This is a genomic window from Micropruina sonneratiae, assembly GCF_025972045.1.
In the GTDB taxonomy this organism is placed as follows: Bacteria; Actinomycetota; Actinomycetes; order Propionibacteriales; family Propionibacteriaceae; genus Micropruina; species Micropruina sonneratiae.
The window spans coordinates 287,087-314,070 of sequence record NZ_JAPDHX010000003.1 but is presented as its reverse complement, the minus strand read 5'-3'; the positions used below and the strand labels follow the sequence as shown (position 1 = coordinate 314,070).

General features: G+C 70.1%; 28 protein-coding genes and 1 pseudogene. 14 read left to right on the top strand and 15 right to left on the bottom strand.

The features are described 5' to 3' along the window. Window position 1: 1 nt before the first annotated feature. The 3 genes from OIE40_RS09660 (at window position 2) to OIE40_RS09650 (ending at window position 4,523) form a co-directional block, all read left to right on the top strand. Complete coding sequence (locus OIE40_RS09660; protein ID WP_264701986.1) at window positions 2–2,056, top strand: S9 family peptidase; 2,055 nt, start codon at window positions 2–4, stop codon at window positions 2,054–2,056. A 64-nt stretch (window positions 2,057–2,120) separates the two neighbouring features. Further along, window positions 2,121–3,440 carry a threonine/serine exporter family protein gene (locus OIE40_RS09655; protein ID WP_264701985.1) on the top strand — a complete coding sequence of 440 codons (1,320 nt, stop codon included), beginning with the start codon at window positions 2,121–2,123 and terminating at the stop codon, window positions 3,438–3,440. A gap of 456 nt (window positions 3,441–3,896) precedes the next feature. Further along, entirely contained in the window at window positions 3,897–4,523 is a 627-nt protein-coding gene (locus tag OIE40_RS09650) for a hypothetical protein (protein WP_264701984.1), read from the top strand. On the opposite strand, the gene OIE40_RS09645 is transcribed toward OIE40_RS09650, so the two are convergent. The 5 genes and pseudogenes from OIE40_RS09645 to OIE40_RS09630 all read right to left on the bottom strand — a co-directional run bounded on the left by OIE40_RS09645 (window position 4,520) and on the right by OIE40_RS09630 (window position 7,468). Continuing rightward, the gene (locus tag OIE40_RS09645; protein WP_264701983.1) at window positions 4,520–5,440 is read right to left on the bottom strand and encodes a M20/M25/M40 family metallo-hydrolase; all 921 of its coding nucleotides are present in this window, start codon (window positions 5,438–5,440) and stop codon (window positions 4,520–4,522) included. The genes OIE40_RS09650 and OIE40_RS09645 overlap by 4 nt on opposite strands. 163 nt (window positions 5,441–5,603) lie before the next feature. Beyond that, window positions 5,604–5,915, bottom strand: a pseudogene (locus OIE40_RS09640) (leucine zipper domain-containing protein); the annotation flags it as partial. 62 nt (window positions 5,916–5,977) lie between these two features. Beyond that, the gene (locus OIE40_RS17030) at window positions 5,978–6,262 is read right to left on the bottom strand and encodes an alpha/beta fold hydrolase (protein ID WP_413774486.1); all 285 of its coding nucleotides are present in this window, start codon (window positions 6,260–6,262) and stop codon (window positions 5,978–5,980) included. A 340-nt stretch (window positions 6,263–6,602) separates the two neighbouring features. After that, a complete protein-coding gene (locus OIE40_RS09635) occupies window positions 6,603–6,755 on the bottom strand; it encodes a hypothetical protein (protein WP_264701982.1) in 153 nt (50 codons plus the stop codon). After that, a complete protein-coding gene (locus OIE40_RS09630; RefSeq protein ID WP_264701981.1) occupies window positions 6,752–7,468 on the bottom strand; it encodes a TetR/AcrR family transcriptional regulator in 717 nt (238 codons plus the stop codon). The genes OIE40_RS09635 and OIE40_RS09630 overlap by 4 nt, the downstream gene beginning before the upstream one ends. A gap of 84 nt (window positions 7,469–7,552) precedes the next feature. On the opposite strand from OIE40_RS09630, the gene OIE40_RS09625 reads away from it, so the two are divergent. From OIE40_RS09625 to OIE40_RS09610, 4 genes are read left to right on the top strand one after another with little or no spacing between them, the layout of a single operon-like run. Next, window positions 7,553–7,930 (top strand): PQ-loop domain-containing transporter, encoded by a 378-nt coding sequence (locus OIE40_RS09625; RefSeq protein ID WP_264701980.1) that lies wholly within the window; start codon window positions 7,553–7,555, stop codon window positions 7,928–7,930. Beyond that, complete coding sequence (locus tag OIE40_RS09620; RefSeq protein WP_264701979.1) at window positions 7,885–9,300, top strand: FAD-binding oxidoreductase; 1,416 nt, start codon at window positions 7,885–7,887, stop codon at window positions 9,298–9,300. The genes OIE40_RS09625 and OIE40_RS09620 overlap by 46 nt, the downstream gene beginning before the upstream one ends. Next, complete coding sequence (locus OIE40_RS09615; protein ID WP_264701978.1) at window positions 9,297–10,184, top strand: NmrA family NAD(P)-binding protein; 888 nt, start codon at window positions 9,297–9,299, stop codon at window positions 10,182–10,184. The genes OIE40_RS09620 and OIE40_RS09615 overlap by 4 nt, the downstream gene beginning before the upstream one ends. Continuing rightward, window positions 10,181–10,879, top strand: coding sequence for a hypothetical protein (locus tag OIE40_RS09610; RefSeq protein WP_264701977.1), 699 nt, complete (start codon window positions 10,181–10,183; stop codon window positions 10,877–10,879). Before OIE40_RS09615 ends, OIE40_RS09610 begins: the two co-directional genes overlap by 4 nt. Before the next feature lie 769 nt (window positions 10,880–11,648). Here the strand turns inward: OIE40_RS09610 and OIE40_RS09605 are convergent. From OIE40_RS09605 to OIE40_RS09575, 7 genes are all read right to left on the bottom strand, one after another. Further along, window positions 11,649–12,071 carry a recombinase family protein gene (locus tag OIE40_RS09605; RefSeq protein ID WP_264701976.1) on the bottom strand — a complete coding sequence of 141 codons (423 nt, stop codon included), beginning with the start codon at window positions 12,069–12,071 and terminating at the stop codon, window positions 11,649–11,651. Then, window positions 12,005–12,532 carry a phosphotransferase gene (locus tag OIE40_RS09600; RefSeq protein WP_264701975.1) on the bottom strand — a complete coding sequence of 176 codons (528 nt, stop codon included), beginning with the start codon at window positions 12,530–12,532 and terminating at the stop codon, window positions 12,005–12,007. The genes OIE40_RS09605 and OIE40_RS09600 overlap by 67 nt, the downstream gene beginning before the upstream one ends. A 29-nt stretch (window positions 12,533–12,561) precedes the next feature. Next, on the bottom strand, window positions 12,562–12,888 hold the full coding sequence (locus OIE40_RS09595; RefSeq protein WP_264701974.1) for a hypothetical protein: 327 nt from the start codon (window positions 12,886–12,888) through the stop codon (window positions 12,562–12,564). A gap of 80 nt (window positions 12,889–12,968) precedes the next feature. Beyond that, window positions 12,969–14,564: a hypothetical protein gene (locus OIE40_RS09590; RefSeq protein ID WP_264701973.1), complete on the bottom strand. Its 1,596-nt coding sequence runs from the start codon at window positions 14,562–14,564 to the stop codon at window positions 12,969–12,971. Then, window positions 14,537–15,355, bottom strand: coding sequence for an Fpg/Nei family DNA glycosylase (locus OIE40_RS09585; RefSeq protein ID WP_264701972.1), 819 nt, complete (start codon window positions 15,353–15,355; stop codon window positions 14,537–14,539). The genes OIE40_RS09590 and OIE40_RS09585 overlap by 28 nt, the downstream gene beginning before the upstream one ends. A gap of 28 nt (window positions 15,356–15,383) precedes the next feature. Next, complete coding sequence (locus OIE40_RS09580; RefSeq protein WP_264701971.1) at window positions 15,384–15,839, bottom strand: ribose-5-phosphate isomerase; 456 nt, start codon at window positions 15,837–15,839, stop codon at window positions 15,384–15,386. Between the two features lie 54 nt (window positions 15,840–15,893). Further along, the gene (locus OIE40_RS09575) at window positions 15,894–16,493 is read right to left on the bottom strand and encodes a mycothiol-dependent nitroreductase Rv2466c family protein (protein WP_264701970.1); all 600 of its coding nucleotides are present in this window, start codon (window positions 16,491–16,493) and stop codon (window positions 15,894–15,896) included. A 128-nt stretch (window positions 16,494–16,621) separates the two neighbouring features. On the opposite strand from OIE40_RS09575, the gene OIE40_RS09570 reads away from it, so the two are divergent. From OIE40_RS09570 to pepN, 3 genes are all read left to right on the top strand, one after another. Then, window positions 16,622–17,101 (top strand): DUF2975 domain-containing protein, encoded by a 480-nt coding sequence (locus OIE40_RS09570; RefSeq protein ID WP_264701969.1) that lies wholly within the window; start codon window positions 16,622–16,624, stop codon window positions 17,099–17,101. A gap of 8 nt (window positions 17,102–17,109) precedes the next feature. Further along, a complete protein-coding gene (locus tag OIE40_RS09565; protein ID WP_425326174.1) occupies window positions 17,110–17,346 on the top strand; it encodes a helix-turn-helix domain-containing protein in 237 nt (78 codons plus the stop codon). Between the two features lie 76 nt (window positions 17,347–17,422). Further along, complete coding sequence (gene pepN / locus OIE40_RS09560) at window positions 17,423–19,975, top strand: aminopeptidase N (protein WP_264701967.1); 2,553 nt, start codon at window positions 17,423–17,425, stop codon at window positions 19,973–19,975. A gap of 54 nt (window positions 19,976–20,029) precedes the next feature. On the opposite strand, the gene OIE40_RS09555 is transcribed toward pepN, so the two are convergent. Next, window positions 20,030–20,239 (bottom strand): hypothetical protein, encoded by a 210-nt coding sequence (locus tag OIE40_RS09555; protein ID WP_264701966.1) that lies wholly within the window; start codon window positions 20,237–20,239, stop codon window positions 20,030–20,032. Between the two features lie 97 nt (window positions 20,240–20,336). Here OIE40_RS09555 and pyrR point away from each other — a divergent pair, with 97 nt between their 5' ends. From pyrR to OIE40_RS09540, 3 genes are read left to right on the top strand one after another with little or no spacing between them, the layout of a single operon-like run. Continuing rightward, entirely contained in the window at window positions 20,337–20,882 is a 546-nt protein-coding gene (gene pyrR, locus OIE40_RS09550; protein WP_264701965.1) for a bifunctional pyr operon transcriptional regulator/uracil phosphoribosyltransferase PyrR, read from the top strand. Further along, window positions 20,882–21,811 carry an aspartate carbamoyltransferase catalytic subunit gene (locus OIE40_RS09545; RefSeq protein WP_264701964.1) on the top strand — a complete coding sequence of 310 codons (930 nt, stop codon included), beginning with the start codon at window positions 20,882–20,884 and terminating at the stop codon, window positions 21,809–21,811. Before pyrR ends, OIE40_RS09545 begins: the two co-directional genes overlap by 1 nt. Further along, complete coding sequence (locus OIE40_RS09540) at window positions 21,808–23,076, top strand: dihydroorotase (RefSeq protein WP_264701963.1); 1,269 nt, start codon at window positions 21,808–21,810, stop codon at window positions 23,074–23,076. Before OIE40_RS09545 ends, OIE40_RS09540 begins: the two co-directional genes overlap by 4 nt. A gap of 87 nt (window positions 23,077–23,163) precedes the next feature. Here OIE40_RS09540 and OIE40_RS09535 read toward each other — a convergent pair whose 3' ends face one another. Both OIE40_RS09535 and OIE40_RS09530 read right to left on the bottom strand, forming a co-directional pair. Continuing rightward, window positions 23,164–24,690, bottom strand: a complete 1,527-nt coding sequence (locus OIE40_RS09535) for a gluconokinase (RefSeq protein ID WP_264701962.1) — start codon at window positions 24,688–24,690, stop codon at window positions 23,164–23,166. A 1-nt stretch (window position 24,691) separates the two neighbouring features. Continuing rightward, window positions 24,692–26,053, bottom strand: coding sequence for a mannitol dehydrogenase family protein (locus OIE40_RS09530; RefSeq protein ID WP_264701961.1), 1,362 nt, complete (start codon window positions 26,051–26,053; stop codon window positions 24,692–24,694). A gap of 111 nt (window positions 26,054–26,164) precedes the next feature. Here OIE40_RS09530 and OIE40_RS09525 point away from each other — a divergent pair, with 111 nt between their 5' ends. After that, a complete protein-coding gene (locus OIE40_RS09525) occupies window positions 26,165–26,929 on the top strand; it encodes a hypothetical protein (protein ID WP_264701960.1) in 765 nt (254 codons plus the stop codon). Window positions 26,930–26,984 lie beyond the last annotated feature (55 nt).

Genomic DNA, 26,984 nt, shown 5'->3' with positions numbered 1-26,984 from the left:
GATGCAGACCCCCTTTCACGACCTGGACGCGTATCTCGGCCTGCCCCGGCTCTCGGGCCTGCGCCTCTCACCCGACGGCACCCGGCTCGTCACCACGATCGCCACCCTCAACGGCAAGCGCACCCAGTACCGGACCGCTCTGTGGCAACTCGACCCGCACGGCACCGAACCGGCGCGGCGGCTGACCCGCTCGCGCAAGGGCGAGTCGTCGGCGGTGTTCACCGACGCGGGCGACGTGCTGTTCACTTCCACCCGCCCCGACCCGGACGCCGACGAGGACGAGGACGGCCCGGCCGCGCTTTGGCTGCTGCCGGCGCAGGGCGGCGACGCGCGGCTGATCGGCAACCGGCTGGGGGGCTTCGGCAAGACCCTCAGCCACTCCGACGTCGTGGTCACCGCAGCGCAGCGGTTGCCGGGAGCCGTCGACGAGGCGTCCGAAGAGAAGCTGCGCAAAGAGCGCAAAGAGCGCAGCGTCGCTGCGGTGCTGCACACCAGCTACCCGGTCCGGCACTGGGACCACGACCTGGGCCCGGGCGCCGTCCACCTGCTCACGGCAGCCCTTCCCGGCTCCGGCGGAACGGACGCCGACGGCGTCCGGCTCGAGTTGACCGACCGCACCCCGCAGGCGCTGCCGAACCGCCTGCAGGATTTCGACCTCGCACCCGACGCCGGCTTTGCCGTCGTGGTGGAGGCCCGGATCACGACAGCCGGCGACCGCCGCACCGTGCTCTGCCGGCTCGACCTGGCCACCGGAGAGTCCGTCACCCTGTACGACGATCCGGCCGCCGAGGCCGAGGGCCCGCTCATCTCCCCCGACGGCACCATGGTGCTGTTCACCCGCGCCACCATCAGCACCCCGCAGAGTCCGCCGCACGTGGAACTGCACCTGCTCGACCTCTCCGACGGCAGCACGCGCCGGATCGCCGCCGACTGGGACCGCTGGCACGCCGGCCAGGCCTGGCTGCCCGACTCGAGCGGCCTCGTCCTCACCGCCGACGACCACGGCCGTTCTCCGGTGTACCTGCTCGACCTGGGCCACGACAGCGTGCGTCGGGTGACCGGCGACGATGCCGCCTTCACCGATCCGCAGGTCTCGCCCGACGGTCGCTGGGTGTACGCGCTGCGCACGTCCTACGCCGCGCCGTCGGAGGTGGTGCGGATCGACCTGGACGCCTTCCGCGGCTCCGGCGAGCCGGTCGCCGCCGACCTGCTGCCGAACCCGGTGCCCGCCCCCGAGCTGCCCGGCACCCTCACCGAGGTGAGCACCACGGCGTCCGACGGTAGCGAGGTGCGGGGCTGGCTCGCCCTTCCCGAGGGTACGGGCGCCGCAGACCCCGCCCCGCTGCTGCTGTGGATCCACGGCGGGCCACTGAGTTCGTGGAACGCCTGGAGTTGGCGCTGGTGCCCGTGGCTGATGGTCGCCCAGGGCTACGCGGTGCTGCTGCCCGACCCGGCGCTGTCCACGGGGTACGGCGAGGCGTTCATCGCCCGCGGCTGGAGCCGCTGGGGCGCGGAGCCGTTCACCGACCTGATGGCGATCACCGACGCGGTCGTGGCGCGCGACGACATCGACGAGAGCCGCACCGCGGCGATGGGTGGCTCGTTCGGCGGCTACATGGCCAACTGGGTGGCCGGCCAGACCGACCGCTTCAAGGCGATCGTCACGCACGCGTCCCTGTGGGCGCTGGACCAGTTCGGCCCCACCACCGACCACGCCTACTACTGGGCGCGTGAGGTCAGCGACGCGATGGTGCGCGACTACTCGCCGCACGCCTTCGTCGACGACATCGCCACCCCGATGCTGGTGGTGCACGGCGACAAGGACTACCGCGTTCCGATCGGCGAGGGCCTGCGGCTGTGGTGGGAACTGCTCAGCCGCTCCACACTCGCCCTGGACGCCGACGGCAGGACGCCACACCGCTTCCTGTACTTCCCCGACGAGAACCACTGGGTGCTCACCCCGCAGCATGCGGCTATCTGGTACGGCACCGTGTCGGCCTTCCTGGCCGAGCACGTGCTGGGCGAACCGAAGGAATACCCCGACCTGCTCGGCTGACTCGCGCCGTCCCACCACCGGGCGGACGCCGCCCGCCCCGGGCGTCCGGGTCTAGCGTGGAACCATGACCGACGCGCAGGACGAGCCGCGCCCGATCGACGAGCACGAGTACGAGGACCAGCTCGAACCCACCCACCTGATCCGCCGGTCGCACGTCGTGCTGCGAGCGGGCACGATGATGCTCGGCGCCGGCACCAGCGCGCTGCGGGTGCGCGAGGTGATGGCGGCGGTGGCCCGCACGGTCGGCGTCCAACAGATCGACGCCCAGGTCACCTTCACCCAGATCATCCTCACCATCGGACGCCGCGGCATCTTCCGCACCCAGGTGGGCGAGACCCGGCCGGGCGTGAACGCCGACCGGATCGCCCGGCTGCACCAGTTCTCGAACCAACTGCCCGAGCGTGAGCGTGCGATCGACGTCGAGGCAAGGCTGGACGCCATCGAGAAGCAGCCGCGCCGGTACCCGGCCTGGCTGCTGGTGGTGCTGGTCGCCTTCGCGTGCGCGTCGGTGGCGGTGCTGTCCAACGGCAGCTGGCGCGAGGTGCTCGCGGTGCTGCCCGCCTCGGGAATCGCCTACGGACTGCATCGGCTCTTCACCCGGCTGCAGCTCAACCAGCTGGCGGTCGTGCTCACCTCGGCAGCGCTCGCCTCCGCCCTGTACTGGGCGTTCGCGGAACTGATCACCGTGGCCGCCGGCGCTTCGAGCGATCGGTTCGCGGCCGGCTTCATCTGCGCCTCGATCTTCCTCATCCCGGGATTCCCGCTTGTCACGGCCGGATTGGACCTGACCCGTCTCGATCTGGACGCCGGCGTGCCGCGGATGGCCTACGCCGCCATGGTGGTGGTCGCGATGGCCATCGGGGTGTGGCTGGTGGCCTCGGTGACCGGCGTCTCCCCCGACCCGGTCGGACGCCTCGACGGCCCGCCGGCCCTGGTGTGGTTGGCCATCGTGCTCGCCAGCTTCCTGGCCGTCTTCGGCTGGGCCACCATGTTCAACGTGCCGCCGCGCACCGCCGTGGCGTCCGGGGTGATCGCCATCGTCGGCAACATCCCCCGCGAACTGCTGCTGGACGCCGGGGTGAAGCCGCACGTCGCCACGTTCGTCGCCTGCGTGATCATCGGCCTGGTCTGCGGGCTCGTCGCCGGCTGGCTGAAGATGACCAAGATCATCATGACCGTGCCGACCCTGCTGGTCTCGATCCCCGGCTCGTCGGCGCTGCGCACCCTGATCTACTTCGACCAGACCGACATCAACGCCGCCATCGAGTCGGGGGTGTCGACCGTGCTGGTGGTCGTGGCGATGGTCGCCGGACTGTCCGGAGCCCGAATGCTGACCGACCCGGAATGGGCGTTCACCCGTCCCCGGTCCGGCAACCGACCGTAGCCCGGCCCGCCGCCGACCCCCAAGGCCGGCCCAGCGTCGCTCAGTACAGGTCGGCCGGGTACCTGCCGGGCTCGACGCGGTAGCCGTCGATGATCTCCTGGTGACGTCCTCGCCCGCCTGCAGGCGGACCAGCAGCGGCACCAGCCAGGCCGACACTCGCTGGCGACGGCGCGCCAGAGGTGCCCTGCAGTCGCTGCGTCGGGCGGGTCATGCAGAACGGGTGGGGGACGGCACGGGAGATGACAACGGGGGTCAGACCTGGGAGTCGCTGGTGGTCGACCCATTCATCGGTGGTGGAGAGACCGCGCTCGCGGCTTGGCGGTGCCGGCGCCGGTTCCTCGGCGGAGATCTCAATCCGAAGGCATTGGCACTCACTGCGGCACGGCTTAGCCGAGAAGTGTTGGAGGGTGATACCGAGGATCGCCGTGGTGGGCAGCGTCGACGTGAGGCGGCCCGATGAGCGACCAGGGCACGGGATGGGTGAAGCTGGTCCGCGGATCCCGATTCGTCAACCCAGCCGCGGTCCGAGGCCACCTCCCCGAGACCATTCTTGTCAGCGCCGATGGGTCCGTCGTGCTGTTCGGCGACGCCTATCGCCCGACAACCCCGCTGAATCCCGGCACGGCTGTCGGCCTCCGGCGGGACCTTGGCGGGTACCTCCTGGCGCGGCCAGTCGATGAACTGCAGCGTGAAGCCGAGATACCGCAGGCCGCCGCTCACTCGGCATCAGGTCAGCAGCTCGTCGAGGGGGGCCGAAAGGATCGAGAGAACCAGGAGTTCAACGAACGCCTGAATGTGCCGGCGCGTTGGCTGCCGGACGCCAACCCGTATCTCGCCACCGAGTGGTACGGCAAGCCTCGTCGGACCGCACCGGCGTACCACGTCCGACTGATCGATGACCTCGACGCGGGCCGGCTACGGCGCCGTGCCGGCGAGTACCTGTGCGCGGCGGCCAACCGCACCAAGTGGGCCGATCTGTTTGCGATCACCGACCGCAACAGTGACGACAGGTCGATCCGCGTCAGCTGCCGCGCCTGCCTGGCCATCACAAAACGCTGGACTGACAGCGATACCCGACCTTAGGGACGGCCGGTCAACGACTGAGGTTGCGTGGCCAGATCAGCGGTAGCGAGTGCAGCTGCTGCGATGCGCTCGACATCGAGGGTGTCAGGGGTGTCGGTAGGTCGGTGGTAATGCCGGCTGCGCAGGTTGGCTGTGTCGGTGACCAGGACGGCCGGGATACCCAGCCGCTGAAACGAAGCATGATCGGAACGGTCGAGATCGAGCAACCACGGCCGTGCGAACGTCCCCATGCCTCGGCGTCCATCGTTTCGGGGATCCCGTACCTGCAAGGTGCCCAGCTGGTAACGCTCAGCGTTGCCGCACCAGGCAGCAGCGATGTCCGCGGACGAACCGCGTGAGACGACGGCGAGGAAGTCGCCGGCGGGGCGACGGCCGGGTTTGGCGCCGATGACCAAGCCGCGCAGCAGACCGGGGAGCTGCTGGCTGCCAGGGCCGGTGGTGTAATAGCCGATGGCGTCGAACGCGATCGCCGCGGCGATAGGTTCGGTGTTCGCCAGCCGTGCGGCGAGATTGCGAGAGCCCTGGTGCCCGGTCTCCTCCAGGTCAACGATGCCAAGGATGATCCGTCGGCTGGTTCCGCTGCGGGCGATGATCTTTGCTACCTCGAGCAAGGCGGCGACGCTGGATGCGTTGTCGTCAGCTCCGGGGCTTCGGCCGACTGTGTCGTGGTGGGCGATCAACACAAGCGCCGGAGCGGAGGTGCCCCAGGTGGCGACGATTTTGGTGCCGGTCAGGTTGTGATGCCAGCCGAGCGGCCATACCGGGTTGGGATTGTCGGCAATGCCTAGGGTGTTTCGGACGTGGAGCTCCTGGCGCTCGACTGCCCAGCCGATGGACGTGAGCTGCTGGGCGACATAGCTGAGGCAGCGCTGGTGATGATGCGGGTTGGTTCGGCCATTGCGCGGTGCCGAGGCCAAGAAGCCAATGTGGTCAGCGAGCGCCGCGGTGAGATCCCCGCACTCCGTCCTACGCACCACTTTCCTCGCCCCCTAACGGTGGACGTCGACGCGCGGCCGGCTGCCGGGCGGATAGACGTCGGCGCTGTCGGGCTCATCGCCGCGCAGTCTGCTCCCTGGCGTGGTGTACACGACGAGGCTGCAGGCCGAGTCGGTAGGCGATCCGTGCCGGCCCCCACCGGCGCGTGACGCGCATGCCGATCACGCGCCGCTCCACACGCGACGGCGTTCGGCGTGGTGAGGTCCGGGGACGGGAGGACCGGTCGACCATCCCGGCCACGCCGTGGAGCCGGTACCGATCGGCCCACCGCTTTGCGGTGGTGACCGAACAGTTCCACCGCTCGGCCGACCGTCGAAGCGTCCACTTCTTCTCGACGACGAGCTTGGCCAGACGTAGCCGACCGGCGGGAGTGAGCTGAGCGTTAGCGTGGGACACGAAGACCTCCGAGGCTTGAGGGTGGGTGCGTGGTAGCTCCACACCTCACTCAGAGGTCCTAGTCATCGTCCAGCAGGCACGCCGTACCTAACGTCCGTGGTCAGTACAGCTAGCCATCCCCCCAGGGACAGACCTATCACGACTGCCGGTCGTGCATCGAGGACGTTGGCCAACTCCGTCAGCCACGCGGAGTACAGAGGGCTGGTCAAGGCAGGTCGGGCGGGGGCACTGCGGCCGGGCTCACCAACCAGGTCGATCGCATGCAGCCGGTACTGCTCTGACAAGAGGCGCAGCTCGAGAGTCCACGACAGCGCGGTTGTCGAACCCGAGCCGTGTAGGAGCAGCACCGGAGGGGCCTCGGCTGGTCAGCGCTCACCACGAATGTCGGCCCGAGTCCCGTCGCGACTGTGCAGTGTTCAAACCCCGCCAACTCGGTGTCCAGCAAGGCGGTGTAGGCCCTCTCGACGTCCGTTCGCCTTCGTCGCTGCGGAAGAGGTCAGGCTTCGACACGAAGCGCCTCCACCATTTGTTCAACGACGGCCAAGAACGCGATCTGGGTGCGAGGTCGCCCGAAACCACGATCTTCACGCGGCCGGTCGCCGAAGTGACGGCGAGGCCGGTCCGTACAGGTATCAACGTCCCTCGCGTCTCGCTCATAGCGGACCGGTCGCGGCTTGCTTATGTTGATCAGCACCGTGCGACCCGCCAGCAGAAGCCCAGGTCGCGCCGGGCCATGCCGTACCCCCGGCTGACCATGGGCGCCCCGCCGCGGTCGGCGCGGCTCAAGCCGGAGAAGCGCACCTCCGAGGCAATCTCGTCGAGCGCAGTTTCCAGACTCACGACCCCAGCCCTGTCGTGCCATCCACGCCGTCCGTGCCGTGCACCCCCTCGGGCGCCTGACCGGTCAGCGTGGAGATGAGGTGATCCCCGACCCACTCCTCGGCTTCGTCCCAGCTCCATGAGCGGCCGCGGACGAGCAGTGCCCAGAACTCGGGCGACATGGCCATCCAGACCAGGTCGACGGCCTGGGCTTCGCTGAGCGTGGGGGACAAGGCAGTGACTGATTGCAGGTCGCGGACGATTCCTCGGGCGCCGAAGAGCCGCTCAGCCTCAGCCGTGTCAACGAGCTCGCGCAACTGATCGTCGCCGTCGCCGGCCGTGACGGCGGCCACCAGCTGGCTGTAGATCGGCAGGACCCGCTCCGCCACCGTTCGCATCAGACCCGCGTAGCCACGCAGCTTCGCAGCTGGGTCGAGCTCCTCGAGCACCGCAACGAACTCGGGCCGGTGCCGGAAGGCGACCTCGGCCTGGTCACCGACCAGGGCAATGTCGTAGGCCCGCTTCACCAGATCGGCCTTGGTGGCGAAGATCTTGTACAGCATTGCGCTCGAGATGCCTGCGTGGCGGGCCACTTCCGCCATGGTCATCGCGGCCCACCCCTTGCTCGTGAGCAAGGCCCCGGCTGCGGCTACGACCCGTTGTTGAGTGCGCTCGGCCTGAGCACGGCGCTGGGGGCTGTGGTAGTCGCGACGGGGGTTCGGGGACGTTGCCATCGAATCACCGACCTTCTATTGGGTTGACATCCACTCTACCAGTTCGTATCTTGGGTGTAGTCGTTATCTACCGAAAGAGGGGTCATGGAACTCACCACCGCGTTCGGCGCCTTCTCGGCCGCGCTGTTCGCGCTGAGCTATGTCCCCACTCTGCTCAAGGCCGTGCGCACGCGTGACCTGGTCTCCTACAGCCTGGTCAGTCTGGTCATGGCCAACGTGGGCAACCTGCTCTATTCGGTGTACGTGATCAGCCTGCCGGCGGGGCCCATCTGGTTCCTGCACGGCTTCTACCTCGTGGTCACCGCTCTCATGCTCGGGCTGCGCATCGCCCACCCCACCCGCACCCCCGGGCCAATCCAGGAGGCGTCATGTCCCAGCAAACCCACCCGCACCCCCGGGCCAATCCAGGAGGCGTCATGTCCCAGCAAACCCACCAACACCACGCCGGCCACCACCCGCTGATCCCGGGGACTGACGAGCACGCCGCGGCGACGTCGGCGTGGAACCGGATGACGGTTCACCGGCCCGCCGCCGTATTCGCCCCCGCCGACGCCCACGGCGTCGCCCAGGCGGTGCGCTGGGCCGTCCGGGAGGGACTCGGGGTGGCCGTGATGTCCACCGGTCACGGGGTCGCGGGTGTTGATCAGGACGGTGTCCTGATCAACACCGCCTCGCTTCGCTCGGTCTGCATCGATCCGGCCCGACGCACCGCGACGGTGGCGGCCGGAGCGCGCTGGTCCGACGTCCTCCCGGCGTGCGCACCGCACGGCCTCGTCGGGATCTGCGGGTCCAGCTCGCAGGTCGGCGTCGTCGGCTTCACCCACGGTGGCGGCTTCGGCTGGCTCAGCCGACGCCTCGGTTTCGCCTCCGGCTCGGTGAGTGGCGCGGAGCTGGTCACCGCATCGGGCCGGGTCAGGTCGCTGCGCCGGGACCGCGACGGCGACCTCGACCTGCTGTGGGGGGTGGCGGGCGGCGCGGGCAACGTCGGCGTCGTCACCAGCCTGACCCTGGACCTCCATCCGATCGCTGGAGTGTACGCGGGGAGCCTCTACTACCCCGTTGACCAGGCGAGCGAGGTGATCGCAACCTACGCCCGGTGGTCGGCCACCCTCCCGACGGATGCGATGAGCGCGCTGGCACTGAGCGGGCTGCCCGACGCACCGAGCGTGCCGGAGCCATTCCGGGGCCGTCGCTTCGTCGTGGTCCGCGGCTGCTTCCCCGACCAGGAGTCCGGCGAGGACCACCTCCACGACGTTCGTCGCCAGCTTGGCGACCCCGACATCGATACCTGGAGGAAGCGAGCGGCCACAGACCTCGACGGGGTCAGCCTCGACCCCGCCAGCCCACTGCCATTCGTCCAGCGCGGAGAGTCACTGACCGACATCACCGACGAAGTGGCCTCGACACTGCTGGAGCACGTTATCCCGCATCTCGGGTCATCGCTGGTGATGTGTGAGGCGCGGCAACTCGGCGGCGCCATGGAGAAGTCGCCCCGCGGCCCTCACCCGATGGCGCGCACCCGGGCCCGCTACAGCGTCAACTGCATCGGCGTGGTCCCCACGCCCGACGCCGTAGCGGCGGTGCGTGCGACCCAGGACCGGATCTTCACCAGCCTGCGGCCGCACCTGACCGGGGACACCTACCTCAACTTCCTCGACGGCGACGCCACACCTGAACGAGTCCGCGCCGCCTACACCCAGCAGGACTGGGAGCACTTGGTCGCGCTCAAGAACGAGCACGACCCGCACAACGTGTTCCGGTTCAACCGGAACATCCCTCCACACGCACCCTCCTCGATCTCACTCACCCATCAGAACGGAGCAACCTCATGAGTACCATCCTCGTCGCCGGCGCGGCCGGCACCATCGGCCGACACGTCGTGCCCGCGCTGGCACATCGTGGTCACCGACCCGTCGCTTTCGGGCGTGACTCGGAACGACTCGCGGTGACCCATCCGGGCGTCGAGTGCAGGGTCGGCGACTTCGGCGACCCCGAGACCCTGCGCGCCGCCATGGCCGGGGTCGACGGCGTGTTCCTGCTCAGCCCCAACACACCAGACCAGGTGCAGCACGAATGCGCCGTCATCGACGCCGCAGCTGCCGCGGGCGTGCGTCGGATCGTCAAGCTCTCCGCCCGCGGCGCCCACGAGACGTCCCCGGTCGCGTTCTGGCAGTGGCACGCGGCCATCGAGTCCCACCTCGAACGCAGCGGCGTACCCTACGTCGCCCTGCGGGCGGGCTTCTCCATGGCCAATGTGCTCGGACACGCCGACCAGGTCCGCGACCACGACATCCTGCCGGCACCCGCCCTAGCCGCCCCCGTCGCCATGGTCCATCCTGCCGACGTGGCCGAGGTCGCCGCGCACCTGCTCGCCACCGAGCCGTTCCCCACTGAGCGCGTCCTCGAGCTCACCGGACCCCAGGCCGTCACCTTCGCCGAGCTGGGCGAACTGCTCACCGATGTCACCGGACGCCCGATCAGCTACGTCGGTGGGACGGACGATCAGGTGCGCCAATCGCTGGGTGAGAGAGGAGTCCCGGGGTTCGTGACCGATCAGATCCTCGCCATCTTCGACCAGCTCCGGGCAGGAGCCCAGTCGTCCACCACCCCGACGGTCACCGACGTGCTCGGGAGGCCGGGACGCCCGGTGCGTGACTTCCTCGCCGAGAACGCCGCCGCCTTCAACCCCGCACGTCAAAACCGGAGCGCATCATGAGCACCCCTACCGGCGCAGCAATCTCTCAGCCCGTGAGCCCGTCCAGCGCGCCCGGCGGCCCCGCTCCGGACATCCTGCGGCGGCTGCTGGCCGTCGTTGCACCCGTCCCGATGTTGGCAATGGGCACGTCCTATCTAGTCAGCCCGTTCTCTGGTGACGCGCCGCTTCCGGAGCAGGTCGCCGCCGCAACCCAGGACCCGGGCCGCATCCACCTGATGGAGTGGCTCACCGTCCCCTTCATGTTCCTCCTTCTCCCCGCCATCGCCGCTGTCATCTGGGTGGCGTATTCAGGGGCACCGCGGTTGACCACCGCAGCAGCCGTGGTGGCCGGCGGTGGACTGCTCTTCGGCCTGACCAACCTGCCAGGCCCCGTGCTCGAAGCGGCACTCATCGTGGAGGAACGCATTCCTGTCGACCCCGTCGTCGAGCTTGAGACGGCAGTCGAGGAACACCCGATCATGCTGCTCGCCGGTCTGTCCTTCATCATCGGAATCACCTTTGGGCTGCTCCTGCTTGGGTTGGCCCTGTGGCGCAGCCACGCGGCGCCAGCCTGGGCGGGATGGGCCCTGGCCCTGGGCGGGTTCACCCACCCGTTCATGCCTGGCCCCGTCGTGGCCGGAATCGGGTTGTGGGTGGCTGCCCTCGGCTTCGCTGGCGCTGGTGTGGCGCTGTGGCGCCGGGACCGCTCGCGCTGATGACCGCGCCGCTCACATCGGACACCGCTGCACCGAGGCTCCCAGGATCCTGCCGCCGTCGCAGGCTGGCTACGCCGAACCTTCCACCTCACCCACGCACAACCCCCAGCCGCGGTCGGGCTCGGAAACGAGCACCACGAGATTCCACCCGTCAAGGAGTTCTCCAGTGAACATCATCTTCACCCTCGCGTCGTCCTTCACGCTCGGCTACTTCATCAAGCAGCGCGGGCTGGCTATCCTACCCATCTCGCACTAGACGCGATCGTCTTCACCTACCAGACGCTCGCCGTTCTCCTCGAGTGGCTTGGACCCCAACAAGGCTTCGAAGGAGAGGCATTCGGCCCCAAACCGAACGGCTTTCCCGTCCAGTTCAGCCCCACGAACTCGCTGGCTACGGCGTGGTGAACCTGCTCGTCATCACCGCTGGCGTCGGTCTGGTGGTGCTGGGAAGCCACCTCGCGCGCCGCCGCGGCCGGACACCCCGGACACGGCCGACGCCAAAGTGACCTGAACCAGCATGAGCACCACCGAGTGACGCGTGCTCGGGCGCGTCCTCAACCCTGCGGGGGGCGGTAGCGAATCGCTGTGTGGACCCGTTGCCGTTCCGCGAGGTCGAAGTGGAGATGGCGATAGCGTCACTCCGTGGAGAGCCCGCCCCGCAAGCGGAACCGCTTCCGGGACGCAAACGTGCGGGGGCGGGCTATGAAGGGACTCGGCTCGTTGGCGTCCCGCTGGGGTCTCAGTTGCGGGACGCCCACGATAGGAGGAGTCAGCGTCGTGACGGGGCCTCAACGAGCCCGGCCTTCGCCGCGATGCGTTGGCGCTCGATGGCGCGGTAGACGGTGGACCGGCCGACGCCGAAGAGCTCGGCGACCTCGAGGGTGCTGTACTCGCCGCTGTGCACCAGCGAGACCAGGTGCGCCTCCTGCTTGCGGCTGAGCTTGGGCTGCTTACCCTTCAGCCGACCCTTGGCCTTCGCGACCTTCATCACCTCCACGGTGCGCAGCCGGATCAGGTCGGACTCGAACTCGGCCACCATGGCGAGGACGTTGAACAGCAGGCGTCCGACGGCGTCGGTGGGGTCATAGACCGAACCGCCGAGGCTGAGGCTGATCTCCCTCGTGGTCAGTTCGTCCGCGATCGCCCGAGCGTCCGGTAGCGATCTGGCCAAACGGTCGAGCTTCGTGACCACGAGCGTGTCTCCTGCGCGGCAGGCGGCGAGTGCCTCACGGCCAGGAAGTCGGCCAGCGCCGCCTCGGTGCGCTCCGGTTCACCCTGCGTGACGGCCAGATTCATCATGCCTTCATCCCCGCGCCTCACCGCCTCGCGGATGCCGTCGATCGCCAGCTGCACCCGTGGTTCGACGGCGTCCAGCACGCGCTCGGCCGCCGTGCCGTAGCCGGCTGCGAACACCCCCAGCCGCTCGGCCGCATCGTTCACCGGGATCGGACGGAACAGCGGAATCGAGGTCCACGCGGTCAGTCCCAGGTCGGCATCAGGCGTGGACGGCCCGGCCAGGTCCCAGTCGAAGACCCCCGCCACCTCGTCACCGTCGAAGGCGACGTTGTAGGGGGCGACGTCGTTGTGGGTGATCAACGTCGGGGCGACCACACCGAAGAAGCGCCACGGTCCCGGGTGCTCGAAGCCGGTCATCGCCTCGTGCAAAGTCCGTAGCCAGCGGCCTAGATTGACCAATCGGACGGGCTCAGCAGTGCGGTGTCGACGTCGATCACCTCGCCCGGCAGGTAGTCGAGCACCTCACGGCCCCGCACATCGACGCCGTGCACGCGCGGCACCGCAGCCAATTCCGCACTGGACAGGTGGCTCAGCACCGCGTGCACCGCCGGCGTCCAGGGGCCGGTCGGTCGCCGGACGGTCTGTCCGATCCGCACCGCACCACCCACGTTGCCGCCCGGCAGCGGCTCGCCGTCCAGCAATCGCTCGGCCAGTTCGTCAAGGAACCGACGATCCGGCGCCAGCCAGTCGACATCCTTCAGTCGCCAGGCCACCCGCGTCGAACTCCTGGGCGAACACGGGATTCAGCCGGTCACCGTCCAGCACCACCGGAAACGAAACCGGGACGACGCCGCTAGAGCAGCGAATGGCCAAGGGCCAGCCAGGCCAGCACGGCGAGATCGTCGGGATCGGCGAAGGCCGACTCGGCGACGCCGGCCAGCAGCCGCCGCGAGTTCTTGCCCGCGCACGCCGCGGCAGCGGTCGCCATCGGCCACTCCTCGGGGCACAGCTGCAGCAGCCCGACCAGTTGGGCCTGGCGGACGGCGTCCAGCCCGACCGGGTCACCGGGCAGGTCGCCGCCGAGCGCGTTCACCAGGCCGTGGAACAGCCCGCCGGCCACCTCGAGGCTGCGCAGGTTGAGCACATTCAGCTCCAGCGCGACCCACTCCGAGCCGGTCGGCCGGCTCAGTAGGGCGAGCGCCTCGTCGCGGGCGTCCTCGCCCAGGGCGAGGCTGGCCAGCCAGGCCGCCATCACCACCCGGCCGTAGCCGGGTTGGGGGTGCACCAGCTGCAGCCGGCGCAGGGCCGCCCGCAGCATCCGCGAATTGCCGTTGCGCTGCGCACGCGCCACCCCCGTGGCGATCGCCAGCAGGTCGGAATCATGACTCCAATCGAAGTCGTCGAGCAGCCGCTCCGCCGCCACAGGCTCGCTGATCAGCGACCTGGCCAGCGCCTCGGCGAGGACGAACGCCCCCGCCGGGGGGATCCGTCCAGGCAGCCGCAGCACGTGCGCGGCGCCCGCCGCCAGCAGGGTGTCCAGGCTGGGCGCGAACGACACCGTCAGTTCGGTCAGCCCGCGCGGCGAATGCAGCGCGACGCAGGCCCGCCCGGCCTCCCCGATCACCTGGATGACGTCCCCCTCTGCGCGGGTGGTGGCCGGCGGTTCGACGACCAGCGCGTGGTCGGGGTCGCGGAACTCCCACGGCTGCCCCGCGGACAGCTCCAACGGCGCCAGCCAGGCGGGCAGCCGCGCGGCCAGGTCGTCGACGCCCCGGTACAGCTGGGCACGCAGCTGGCCGACCCAGCGCCGCCCGGCGGTCAACTCCAACCCGGCCGGCGCCATCGCGAACCCGCCGGGGCGTTCCTGCAGCCAGCCCTGCGTCAACCGAAGGCCGACCACCGGAGCCGCCCGGCGTCCGGGCGCGACCGCGATCATCGCCTCGGCCCCGGCCGCCCACGCCCACACCACGCACCCCGGGCCGGGGATGACTCGCAACTCGGGGACGACGTCGAGACCGTTGAGCGAGGCGAGCAGCCCCGCCAGGGCGGACGCCGTCGCCCCGACCGCTGCGGGACCGGGCACCTCCGCGGTGCCCTCCCCGCCTTCGTCGCCCTCCGCGTCAACCCCCACCGCGGCCGGTTCGCTCTCCCGGTCGGACGCCGCCGGGCCGTCCGGCTCACCGGACCCCTCCGCCGCACTCAACGCCCAGCGCATCGTCCACGCCTCACCAACCGCGTGCCGCACCGCCACCGAGGCGCCGGGGATGGTGAAGCCGTGCTCGACCTCGTCGTCGTCATCGGTGAACCGGCCCGTGGGCTGCATTCCGTGCAGCGTGAACGAGGCCCAGGCGTCCGCCCCGTGCAGCAGGGTGAACTCCCGACCGTCGTCGCTCACCCGCACCGCGAAAGCGCCCCAGCGCATCAACGTCTCCGCTGACAGCGCGGGCACCAGTACAGGTTGCGTCCCTCGAGCGGCTGGGTGCGGATGTCGGTGCCGCACACCAGGCAGGGCAGGCCGGCCCGCCGGTACACGTACACCTCACCACCGTGCCGGTCGATCCGGGGCGGCCGGCCCATCGCCTCGGGCAGGTGCTCGTCGCGGACGGTATCGATCCGGCCGTCGGTGACGCCGGCCCGCATCAGCACCACGAGGTCGGCCCAGATCGCGTTCCAGGTGCGCCGCGAGATCGTCCGGCCCTCCTTGAAGGGATTGATCCGGTGCCGGTACAGCACCTCGGCGCGGTAGATGTTGCCCACCCCGGCGGTGATCCGCTGATCCATCAGCAGCGAGGCGATGCTGCGTCCACTACGGGAGATGCGCGCCCACGCCTTCTCGCCCGTCGAATCCGGGCGGATCGGGTCGTCGCCGGAGGCCTCGATGACGGCATCCCTCGCCTCGTCGGTGATCAGCCGGCACCACTGCGGGCCGCGCAGTTCGGCCCGCCGGGCGTCGGCGGTGATCAGCAGCCGCAGCGTGTCCGGACCGGCCGGCGAGGTCGGTTCGCCATCGATCAGCCAGAGCTTGCCGATCAGGCCCAGGTGAATGTGCACCACCCGGTCCGGACCGAAGTCGACGAACAGGTGCTTGCCGTACGCCTCTGCGCCGGCCAGCACCGAGCCGTCCAGGCTGGCCGCCTCGTCGGCGAAGCGGCCCTGCGGGCTGCTGACCCGCACCGTTCGCCCACCGAACCACTGCGTCAGCCCGCCCGCGAGCCGATGGATCACGTGCCCCTCGGGCATGGCTCCCCCGCTCGTCCGCTGTCCGCCGTCAGCGCGTGTGCGCCTGCTCGTACTCGTCGAGCATCGCGATCCGCCGGACGTGCCGCGGATCGTTCGAGAACGGCGTCTCGAGGAAGACGCGCACCATCGCCAGGGCATCGCTCAGCGACTGCATCCTGCCGCCCAGGGAGACGATCCGGGCGTCGTTGTGCTCGCGGGCCAGCCTGGCCATCGTCGTGTTGTAGACGAGTCCGGCGCGCACGCCCTTCACCTTGTTGGCCGCGATCTGCTCGCCATTGCCCGAACCGCCCAGGACGATGCCGAGGCTATCCGGTTCGGCCGCGACCGCCTCTGCACACGGCAGGATGAAGGTCGGGTAGTCGTCGGAGGCGTCGTAGCTGTGCGCGCCGTGATCGACCACCTCGTAGCCGTCCCCCTTGAGCTCGGTGACCAGGAACTCCTTCAGGTCGTAGGCCGCATGATCGGCCGCGATGTGAACGCGCATGCGGTCAACATAGCGAACCCGCGACGGATCCCCCGACCCCGACCGCGGCCGGTGTCAGTCGAAGATCGGCCCGACCGTGCGCGTCCGCTTGGCCTCGAAGAAGCCCTCGTAGGCGGTCAGCTTGGCGAAACCGTCGAACAGGTCACCGGCCTGCTCGCCCTTGGGTGCCGGCGAGATGACCGGCCCGAACAGGGCCATGCCGTTGAGGTGGACGACGGGGGTGCCGACCTCATCGCCGACGGGATCCATGCCCTCGTGATGGGACGCCGCCAGCTCGGCGTCCTCTGCGTCGGTGTGGCCGGCCTCGACGCGCTCGGCGGGCAGTCCCGCCTGCTCGAGCGCGGTGGCCACGGTCTCGTCGGTGCGCTCGGCCCCGCCCGGGTGCAGCAACGTGCCGATCGCGGTGTAGTACTCCCGCAGTTTGTCGGGATGCTCACGCTGCACGGCCAGCGCCACCCGGGCCAGTGGCAGGGCCTCGGTCATCAGCTGCCGGTAGCTCTCGGGCAGGTCGCGGCCCTCGTTGAGCACGGACAGGCTCATCACGTGGAAGGTGACCTCGACGTCGCGCACCTTCTCGACTTCGAGCAGCCACCGGGAGGTCATCCACGCCCACGGGCATACCGAGTCGAACCACATATCCACACGTTGCGTCATGCCACAACCCTAGCCAGCCCGGCCGTTCCGGCTCCGGATGCCCATCGGTGGACCAGAGCGGCGTGCAGCCCGTCAGAACGCGGCCACTATCTATTGTTTTTCGATAGATGACGAGCGATAGTCGATGCATGACTCTCATGCGTCGCGTCGCTCCGCTGCTCCGGGCGGGCCTGGTGGTGTTGTTCGGGCTGCTGCTGGTGCTGCAGACGTTGTCATTCCCCGGCCAGTTCGCCCACCTGGCGGCCGAACACCCCGAACAGGCCTGGCTGCGGTGGCCGTTGACGGTGTTCGTCGCGGTCGAGATCCTCTGTGCCCAGGTCATCGTGGTCTGCACGTGGCGGCTGCTCACCCTGGTCACCCGCGACAGCATCTTCACCGAACCCGCCCTGCGCTGGGTCGACGTCATCGTCGGCGCGGTGGGCACGGCGTGGGTTCTGGCGGCCGGCGGCGCGCTGTGGGCGGTGTGGGGCGCCGATGATCCTGGCGGCCCGCTGCTGATGTTGGTGGCGCTGCTGTTCGCCGCGGTGGCGGGCCTGGTGGTGCTCGTGCTGCGGGAACTGCTGCGCCGGGCGACCGGGATGCGGTCCGAGCTCGCGGCGGTGATCTAGTGGCCGTCGTGGTGCGGTTGGACGTCGAACTCGCCCGCCGCAAGCTGGGGGTCGGCGAGTTCGCCGAGCTGGTCGGGCTGACCCCCGCCAACGTGGCGGTGCTCAAGAACGGACGCGCCAAGGCCATCCGCTTCACCACGTTGGAGGCGATCTGCCGCGTGCTGGACTGCCAGCCCGGGGACCTGTTGGAGTACGTGCCGGACGAGGTTGTGGCGTCCCGGTCGGGTCCCGACCTGGAGGCGTGATGCTCCCCCGGGTTCGGCGTCGGGCACCCGCGCGGGTAAGGTCAGCGATTGGCGTCCGTTGCCGACCAGGAGGACCATGTACCCGGCTAACATCACCCGCGACGAAGCCCGTTCGCGTTCGGCTCTCCTCAGCACCGATCGCTACCACGTCACCGTCGATCTGACCGGGTCACCGACGACCTTCACCTCCACCACCACGATCACCTTCACCTCCGAGGTCGGGCGCACCTTCGTCGACCTGATCGCCGACTCGATCATCGATGCGACCCTCGACGACACCCCCCTGGACACCACCGGATTCGACGGCGAACGGCTCGGCCTGGATATCAGGGCCGGCGAGCACACGCTGGCCATCACGGCGGTCTGCCGCTACAGCAACACCGGTGAGGGCCTGCACCGCTTCGTCGACCCCGTCGACGGGCGGATCTACCTCTACACCCAACTCGAGGTGGCGGACGCCCGGCGCGTCTTCGCCTGCTTCGAGCAGCCCGACCTGAAGGCGTCGTTCGAGTTCTCGGTGATCGCACCCGCGCACTGGACGGTGCTGTCCAACTCGCCGGAGACCGAACCGATCGTCTCGGGCGACCTTGGCCGGTGGGACTTCGCCCCCACCCCACGCATCTCCACCTACATCACCGCCCTGATCGCCGGCGAATACCACACCGTGCGCACCACCTACACCGGCCGAGAGGGGGAGATCCCGTTCTCGCTGTCGTGCCGGGCCTCGATGGCGCCGTACCTGGACGCCGAGCGGCTGTTCACCACCACCAGCCGCGGCTTCGACCTGTTCGAGCAGGAGTTCGGCGAGCCCTACCCGTTCAGCGACTACGCGCAGGTGTTCGTGCCGGAGTTCAACGCCGGGGCGATGGAGAACGCCGGCTGCGTCACCATCCGCGACGAGTACCTCTACCGTTCGCGGGTGACGGCGGCGTCCTACGAGTCGCGGAACAACACGATCCTGCACGAGCTGGCACACATGTGGTTCGGCGACCTGGTCACCATGACCTGGTGGGACGACCTGTGGCTCAACGAGTCGTTCGCCGAATGGGCCTCGCACTTCGCCCAGGACGAGATCCGCAAGCGCTACGGCGGCAACGACCCGTGGGCGACCTTTTGCAACCAGCGAAAGACCTGGGCCTACCGGCAGGACCAGCTGCCCTCGACCCACCCGATCGCCGCCGACATGGTCGACCTGCAGGCTGTCGAACTCAACTTCGACGGCATCACCTACGCCAAGGGCGCCTCCGCACTGCGGCAACTGGTCGCCTTCGTCGGCCTCGAACCGTTCCTCGCCGGGGTGCGCACCTACTTCGCCCGGCACGCCTGGGGCAACACCACGCTGGCCGACCTGCTGCGGGCTTTGGAGGAGTCGTCCGGCCGTGATCTGGCCTTCTTCACCGGGCAGTGGCTGCAGACGGCGGGGGTCAACACCCTGACCAGCGACTACGAGATCGATGCCGACGGCCGGTTCACCCGGTTCACCGTGGTCCAGCACGCCCCCGCGCAGTGGCCGACGCTGCGCCGGCACCGGATCGGCATCGGCTGCTACGACGCCGACGCCGACGGCATCGACCGCGTCCATCACGTCGAGCTCGACATCGACGGCGAGCGCACAGACGTGCCGTCGCTGGTGGGGGTTCCCGCCCCGGCCGTGGTGCTGCTCAACGACGGCGACCTGTCCTACGCCAAGATCCGCATCGATCGCGGCCTCGACGTGGTGGTCGATCGGATCCACGACTTCCACGACCCGGTCGCCCGTGCACTGTTGTGGGGGGCGACCTGGGACATGTGCCGCGACGCGCAACTGAGCGCCTCCGACTACGCCGACCTGGTCGTCCGTGGGGTGGCGGTCGAGACCGACCTGACGGCGGTGACCGCCGTGCTCGCCCAGGCCGAGAGCGCCGTGCGCTACTACACGCCGCCGCAGTCGAGGGCGTCCGTTGCGGCGCGCTGGACGGCGGGGCTGGCCCGGCTGTTGAAGCAGGCCGAGCCCGGTTCGGACCATCAGCTCGCGATCGTCCGCGCCCTGGCGGTGTCGCTCACCACGAAGGACGGCGCCGCGCTGCTGCGGGCCTGGCTGGCCGGCGAGGAGGTGCCCCCGGGCCTGGTCGTCGACGCCGACCTGCGCTGGCGCTTGGTCACCCAGCTGGCCCGGCTCGGCGGGCTCGACGAGGCCGGCATCGACGCCGAGCTGGCTCGCGACAACACCGCCACCGGCGCCGAGAAGGCGGCCGGGGCGCGCGCCGCCCGGCCCGATGCCGACGCCAAGTCCGTGGCCTGGCAGCTGGCCACCGAGGATCCGAGCGTCCCCAACGAGACCCACACCCAGCTGTGCCTCAACTTCTGGCAGCTCGACCAGGACTCCGAACTCAAGCCCTACCTGGACGCCTGGTTCGAGGTGATGGGTGACATCGCCGCCCAACGCAACGGCTGGGGGCACCGCTCTCTGGCGATCCGCCGCAACGTCGGCGAACTGCTGTTCCCGCGTCCGTTCGGTGACCGTTCGCTGCTGGCCCGGATCGACGACTGGATGGCCGAGACCGAGCTCAACGACTCGGTGCGGCGCATGGTCAGCGAGCGCCGCGACGACGTCGAGCGCGCGCTGCGCTGCCAGGAGGCCGCGAACTGAGTGGACCGCGGGGACGGTCCTCCCGGTCCACGGGTGGACCAGGAGTGACGCCGCTCAGGCGTTCGAGGCGTCCGTGGAGTCGGGGTTGTCAGGGGTGGCCGCGTCGCGGGCGTTGCCGAACCAGCTCGGCGCCATGATCAGTACCACGAGCACGGCGAAGATCGCGGCCGGGACGCCGAGGAACAGCGCCAACGATTCCAGCGCCGACGGGTTCGCCGCCTCGGGCCATCCCGGCAGGGTCTCAAGCGGGGTAAGTCCGAACATGGAGCCAAGGGTATTGCAGGCTTCCGTTAAATTGCTGCGGGGCGGAGCCGATTCGTCCCGCCCGCACCACCCCGGAGAGCCGCTGAGGAGCATCCGCGTGACCAACCAACCCGCCCAGGTCGTCTGGGACGGCCACCGGATCGCGCGTGCCGTGGCCCGGATGGCGCACCAGGTCGTCGAATCCAACGCCGGCAGCCGCGACCTGGTCCTGCTCGGCATCCCGACCCGCGGCGTGCTGCTGGCGCGGCGCCTCGCGGACCAGATCCGCGGCATCGAAGGCAGCGACGTGGCCGTCGGCGAACTCGACATCACCATGTACCGCGACGACCTGCGCCGACAGCCGACCCGCGCCGTGGGACGCACGTCCATCCCGGGCACCATCGACGACAAGGTCGTGGTGCTCGTCGACGACGTGCTGTTCACCGGCCGCACCGTGGCGTCCTCGCTCGACGCGCTCAAGGACGTCGGCCGCCCCCGCCTCGTGCAACTTGCGGTGTTGATCGACCGCGGGCACCGCCAGTTGCCGATCCAGGCCGACCACGTCGGCAAGGTGTTGCAGGCGCCCGCCGAGGCGAGGGTCAACGTCCGGCTGGCCGAGATCGACGAGTTGGACGCGGTCACGATCAGCATGCCGGAGGCCTGATGCGACACCTGTTGAGCGCCGGCGACCTGTCCCTGGCCGAGGCCACCTCGATCCTGGACGTCGCCGAGGAGATGCACGCCATCCAGGACCGCCCGATCAAGAAGTTGCCGACGCTGCGCGGCCGCACCGTGATCAACATGTTCTTCGAGGACTCGACCCGGACCCGGACCAGTTTCGAAATGGCCGGCAAGTGGATGTCGGCCGACACGATCAACATCTCGGCGAAGGGGTCGTCGACCTCGAAGGGCGAGTCGCTGCGCGACACGATGCTCACCCTGGACGCCATGGGCACCGACTGCTTCGTCATCCGGCACGGCTCCTCGGGCGCGGTGGCGCAGGCCGCGTCGTGGGTGAGGGCGCACGTCGTCAACGCGGGCGACGGCACCCACGAACACCCGACCCAGGCGTTGCTGGACGCCTTTGCGATCCGTCGGCACCTGCGCGCCGGGGGCGACGACGCCTTCGAGGGCCGGACGATCGCGATCGTCGGCGACCTGCTGCACAGCCGGGTGGTGCGCTCGAACGTGCTGCTGCAACGCACCCTTGGCTCGCGGGTGGTCCTGGTCGCCCCGCCCACCCTGCTGCCCACCGGCGTGGAGCAGTGGGGCTGCGAGGTGACCAACGACTTCGACGCCGTCGTCGACGAGGCCGACATCGTGATGATGCTGCGGGTCCAGCGCGAGCGCATGCACGGCGGCTTCTTCCCCACGGCCAGGGAGTACACCGAGCTGTACGGACTCACCCCCGAACGCTTGGCCCGGCTGAGGCCGGGTGCCGCGATCTGTCACCCCGGCCCGATGAACCGTGGTCTGGAGATCTCCTCCGAGGCCGCGGACGCCACCAACTCGCTCATCCTCGACCAGGTCACCGCGGGGGTCTCGGTACGGATGAGCGTGCTCTACCACCTGCTGGGAGGAAGCCCCGAATGAGAGACCTGCTGATCACCGGGGCGAGGTTGGCCGACGGCACCACCGGCGACCTGGCCGTCTCGGCCGGGCGGTTCGTCGAGGCGTCCGGGGTGCATGACGCGGAACGGCTCGACGCCGACGGGCTGCTCGCGCTGCCCGGCCTCGTCGACCCGCACACCCATCTGCGCGAGCCGGGCCGTGAGGACGCCGAAACCATCGCCACCGGCACCCTGGCGGCGGCCCGCGGCGGCTACACCGCCGTCCATGCCATGGCGAACCTGGACCCGGTCACCGACACGGCCGAGGCCGCCGAGCACCTGCTCGCGCTCGCGGCCAGGGACGCCCACGCCGAGGTGGTGGTGGTCGGGTCGGTCACCAAGGGCCTGGCCGGCGAGGAACTGTCCGAGATGGGCCTCATGCACCGCTCGTCCGCCGGAGTGACGATGTTCAGCGACGACGGCCGCTGCGTGATGGATTCGCTGGTGATGCGCCGGGCGCTCACCTACGCCAGGACGTTCGGCGGGGTGGTCGCCCAGCACGCCCAGGACACCCGGCTGGCCGGCCCCGGGGCGTGCTGCCACGAGTCGGAGATCTCCGGACGTCTGGGCCTGCCCGGCTGGCCGGCCCAGGCCGAGTCGGCGATCATCGCCCGCGACGTCGAGCTGACCCAGCTCACGAGCGGGCGACTGCACGTGTGTCACGTGTCGACCGCCGAGGGCGTCGAGGTGATCCGCTGGGCCAAGAGCCGAGGGGTGAACGTGACCGCCGAGGTCACCCCGCACCACCTGTACCTCGGCACCCGCGAGGTGGAATCGTTCGACACCACGTTCAAGGTCAACCCGCCCCTGCGCACCGACGAACACCTCGAAGCGGTCCGCGAAGCGCTGGCCGACGGCACGATCGACATGGTCGGCACCGATCACGCCCCGCACGCCCGGCAGGACAAGGACCACCCGTTCGACGTCGCCCTGCCCGGCATGCTCGGCCTCGAGCAGGCGCTGGCGGTGGTGATCGAGGTGATGGTCTCCACCGGACGCCTCGACTGGGCCGGTGTGGTCGACCGCATGTCGGCGGCGCCGGCGTCCCTGACCGGGTCGACCACCCAGGGGCGTCCGATCGCGGTCGGCGAGCCCGCCAACCTGGTGCTGGTCGACCCGGCCGCCCGGGCCGTGGTCGACCGCGACCGGACGGCGTCCAAGTCGCGCAACAACCCCTACCACGGCCGCGACCTTCCCGACCCCGTGGTCGCCACCGTCTGGGCCGGACGCCTCACCCACCGCCGCTAGGCCCCAAATGGGGACGGTTCCTTTTCAGGCCACCGCTCACCGAACCCCTGCCCGGCTCGTCCGCAGCGGCGCCCACACCGGCCTCAGTCAGCTGAACAGCGTGCGCACCTCGTCGTAGCGGGCGAGCAGGGCCGGGATGCCGGCGCGCACCGCGCGGTACGCGGCCACGTCGTCGGGGTCGGGAACCAGCTCGTCGGAGCCGGCCTCCGGGTCGGCGCCGAGCGCCACCAGAGCCTCCTTCAGCGAGGCCGCCTCACCCAACCCGTACACGGCCAGCGCCGCCGCTCCCAGCGCGGTGCCCTCCGCCCCGTCGGTCACCACCAGCGGCTTGCCCAGTGCGGCGGCCAGCACCTCCCGCCACACCGTCGACCGGAAGACGCCCCCGGTCGCGCGGATCTGCCGGATCGGCTCGACCCGGTCGAGTTCGTCCACGATGGCGGAGAGCATCAGTGCCACACCCTCGACCGCCGCCCGGACGAAGTACTCACGCGTGTGGCCCCGCCGGACGCCGAGGAACGCACCCGGAATCGTCGGGTTCCACAGCGGCGCCCGCTCAGCCATCAGGAACGGCAGCATGACCAGCCCCTCGGCACCGATCGGCACGTCCCGGGACAGCTCCAGCAGCATCCCGTCGGGGTTGCCGCCGGGCTCGTCGGCGAAGTCCACCCCGAACACGTCGCCGCCCCAGCGCACGACGATGCCGCCATTGCTGATCGCGCCACCGATCAGCCAGGCGCCCTCGGCCAGGTTGTAGCAGAACAGCTTGCCGGCCTCGTCGACGTAGGGCTCGGGGGTGATCATCCGTACCGCGCCCGAGGTGCCCATCGACAAACCCACCACACCGGGCTCCAACGCGCCGACCCCGAGATTGCCCAACGGACCGTCACCGGCGCCGAGCACCACCGGCACGCCCTGCGGCAGCCCTACCAGGCCGGCCAGGTCGTCCCGCAGCCGCAGCACGTCCGTGGTGGGCCGCACCGGTGGCAGCTGGTCGCGCCGCACCCCGACCAGCTCGAGCGCCTCCGGGTTCCAGTCCTCGGCGCGCGAGTCCAGCAGCCCGGTGCCGGACGCGTTGGACAGATCGGTGACCAGTTCGCCGGTCAGCTGCAGCAGGATGTAGTCCTTCAGGCCCACCCACCATCGCGCCGCCGCCACCGTGTCCGGATCGTTCTCGGCGTACCACAGCAGCTTGCACAGGTGCGACATGGAGTGGATCGGCGTTCCCGACGTGCGGTGAAGGCGGCGTCCCTGGTCGGTGTCGCGCAACCGCATCGCCTGTTCGGCGGCCCGGGAGTCGGCCCAGGTCAGCAACGGGGTGATCGGACGTCGCTCGGCGTCCAAAGCGATCAGCCCGTGCATCGCGGTCGAGACGCCGATGCCGACGACCTGCGCGTCACCCAGCTCGGACGCCACGTCGGCCAGGCCCTCGTGCAGGGCCCGCCACATGACCTCGGGATCCTGCACCTCCCAGCCGGGGCGCGGCTGCTGGAGCGGGTGCTCGTGGCCGGCGCCGGTGCGCCAGCCGCCGCCCAGGGCGAAGGCCGACACCTTGGCGGCGGTGGTGCCCACGTCGAGGCCGATCACCACCCGGCTTCCCGCCGGAGCGTGGCCCATCTCAGCCCCCCAGTTGCCGGGCCAGGGTGAGGATGCTGGCCTTGGAGTCGCGGTCGTCGATCTCGAGGAACTCGCACACCTTGTCGACCGAGTCCTCCAGGCTGCCGTCGCTGAGGTGGGCGATCTTGTCGCTGCGGGCGTCGTTGAACGGTGCTCCCCTGCCCCGCAGGTGCAGCGTCCAGGCGGCCACCGCCCGCTCGGCGCCGAGGGGACTGTTGCCCGCCTTCCGGTCGGCCAACAGGGCCGGCACGATCCGGATCGGGAGCTTCTGAGACCCGTCGGCGGCGATCCGGCTCAGCTGGTCCTTCATCCGCGGGTTGCTGAACCGCTGCAGCAGCGCGGCCCGGTAGTCGGCGATGACGTCGTCGGGCAGCTCCAGGTGGCGTTGCGCGACGTCCCACCACTCATCGACCCAGCCCCGCACGATCGGGTCGGTGATGGCGTCCGCCACCGTTGCGTGACCGACGATGGTGGCCGCGTAGGCCATCAGCGAGTGCGCCCCGTTGAGCAGCCACAGCTTGCGGGTCTCGTGCGGCACGACGTCGTCGACGAAGACGGCGCCGGCCTCCTCCCACGAGGGCCGCGGACCGGTGAACGTGCCGGCCAGCACCCATTCGCTGAACGGCTCGGTGGCCAGCGCCGCCGGGTCGTCGACGCCGCACTCGTCGAGCACGGCCTGCCGGGTGGCGTCGGTGGCCCGCGGGGTGATCCGATCGACCATGGTGGTGATGAACCCGACCTCGTCGTCGAGGTAGGCGGACGCCTCGGGGCAGGCCTCGCGGACGAAGTCACCCAGCACCGTGGCGAGCATGGTGCCGTTGTCGGGAAGGTTGTCGCAGCACACCAGCGTGATCGGGCCGGCGCCGGCACGCGACCTGCTGAGCAGGCCGGCGGCGAGCTTGCCGGGGGCTGTGCGCACGGCCACGAGGTTGCCGCTGCCCACCTTCTCGATGTCGTCGGCGACGTCGGGATTGCTGGTGTCGAGCCTGCCCTGCTCGTTGCACAGGTAGCCCGCCTCGGTGATCGTCATGGTGACCACGCTCACCTCGGGGCGGACGAAGTAGTCGAGCAGGGCGGCGACATCGTGGCCGCTGTGGGCCGCCGAGATCGAACTGATCACCCGGTACTCGTTGCGCTCCGGGCCGACGCTGACCAGCGTGTAGAGGTTCTGCTGGCGCGACAACTCGGCGCCGATGCCCATCGACCGCCCGGCGAAGGCGGCGATCCCCCACTGCGCGGCATCCGGCGCCCGGTCGGTGTACCAGGCCTGGTGGGCGCGGAAGAAGTTGCCCAGACCCAGGTGCACGATGCGGACGTCCGCGACGGGACGTCCGTCAGTCGATCGGTTGAGTCGACGGGCCACGATGCCGGCCTTTCCCTAGGGGTTGCTGCTGGTCGAGCCTAGGCCATCCGGCGGTGCCATCAGTGAGGTTGCCGCCAGTTGTCCCGTCCCTTGCGGCGGTAGGGTTCTGCCGTGTCCGATCCGACCCTCCCGGCAGATCCGCAGCACCTGGACGCCTGGTCCGTCCGAGCGACCGTGGTGCGGCTGGACCAGCGGATCGGCGCCCGGTTCCCGACCCGAAACCTGCGGGTGCTGCCCGGTCAGCTGATCCAGGTCATCGATCACCTACAGCAGCGGCAGGAGACGTGGCGCTCACGCCGACGGGCCCTGGAGCTGGCGTGCCGGCTGCTGATCGCCCTGACCGTCGTCGGCCTGCTGGTGGGTCTGGTGCTGATCGCGACCCAGACCACCCCCTCGGACGAGCCGCAGGGCTGGGCGTGGCTGAGCGTCTTCGAGTCGCTGGTCAACGACATCGTCTTCGCCGGCATCGCCGTCTACTTCCTGTGGGCACTGCCCGAGCGACTGCAGCGCCGCGGTGACCTGGCCACCCTGCAACGGCTGCGGTCGCTGGCGCACGTGATCGACATGCACCAGCTGACCAAGGATCCCGAGCGGCTCCGTGACGACTTCCACAGCACCGCCCAGACCGTGCAGCTCGGCCTGACCGCAATCGAACTGGCCAACTACCTGGACTACTGCTCCGAGCTGCTGTCGATGGTCGGCAAGACGGCCGCCCTGTTCGGCGAGGACACCGAGGACCGGATCACCCTCAGCACCATCACCGGCATCGAGGACCTGACCAACCAGCTGTCGGGCAAGATCTGGACCAAGATCGGCCTGCTGCCCTCGGCCGTGCGCCGGGCCGGTTCACCGCCGGTCGCCGCCAACCCGTCCTGATCCGCCGATCCCGCAGCCAGCGCCGGTGCCGGTGCCCAGGGTCGTCGGGGCGCGC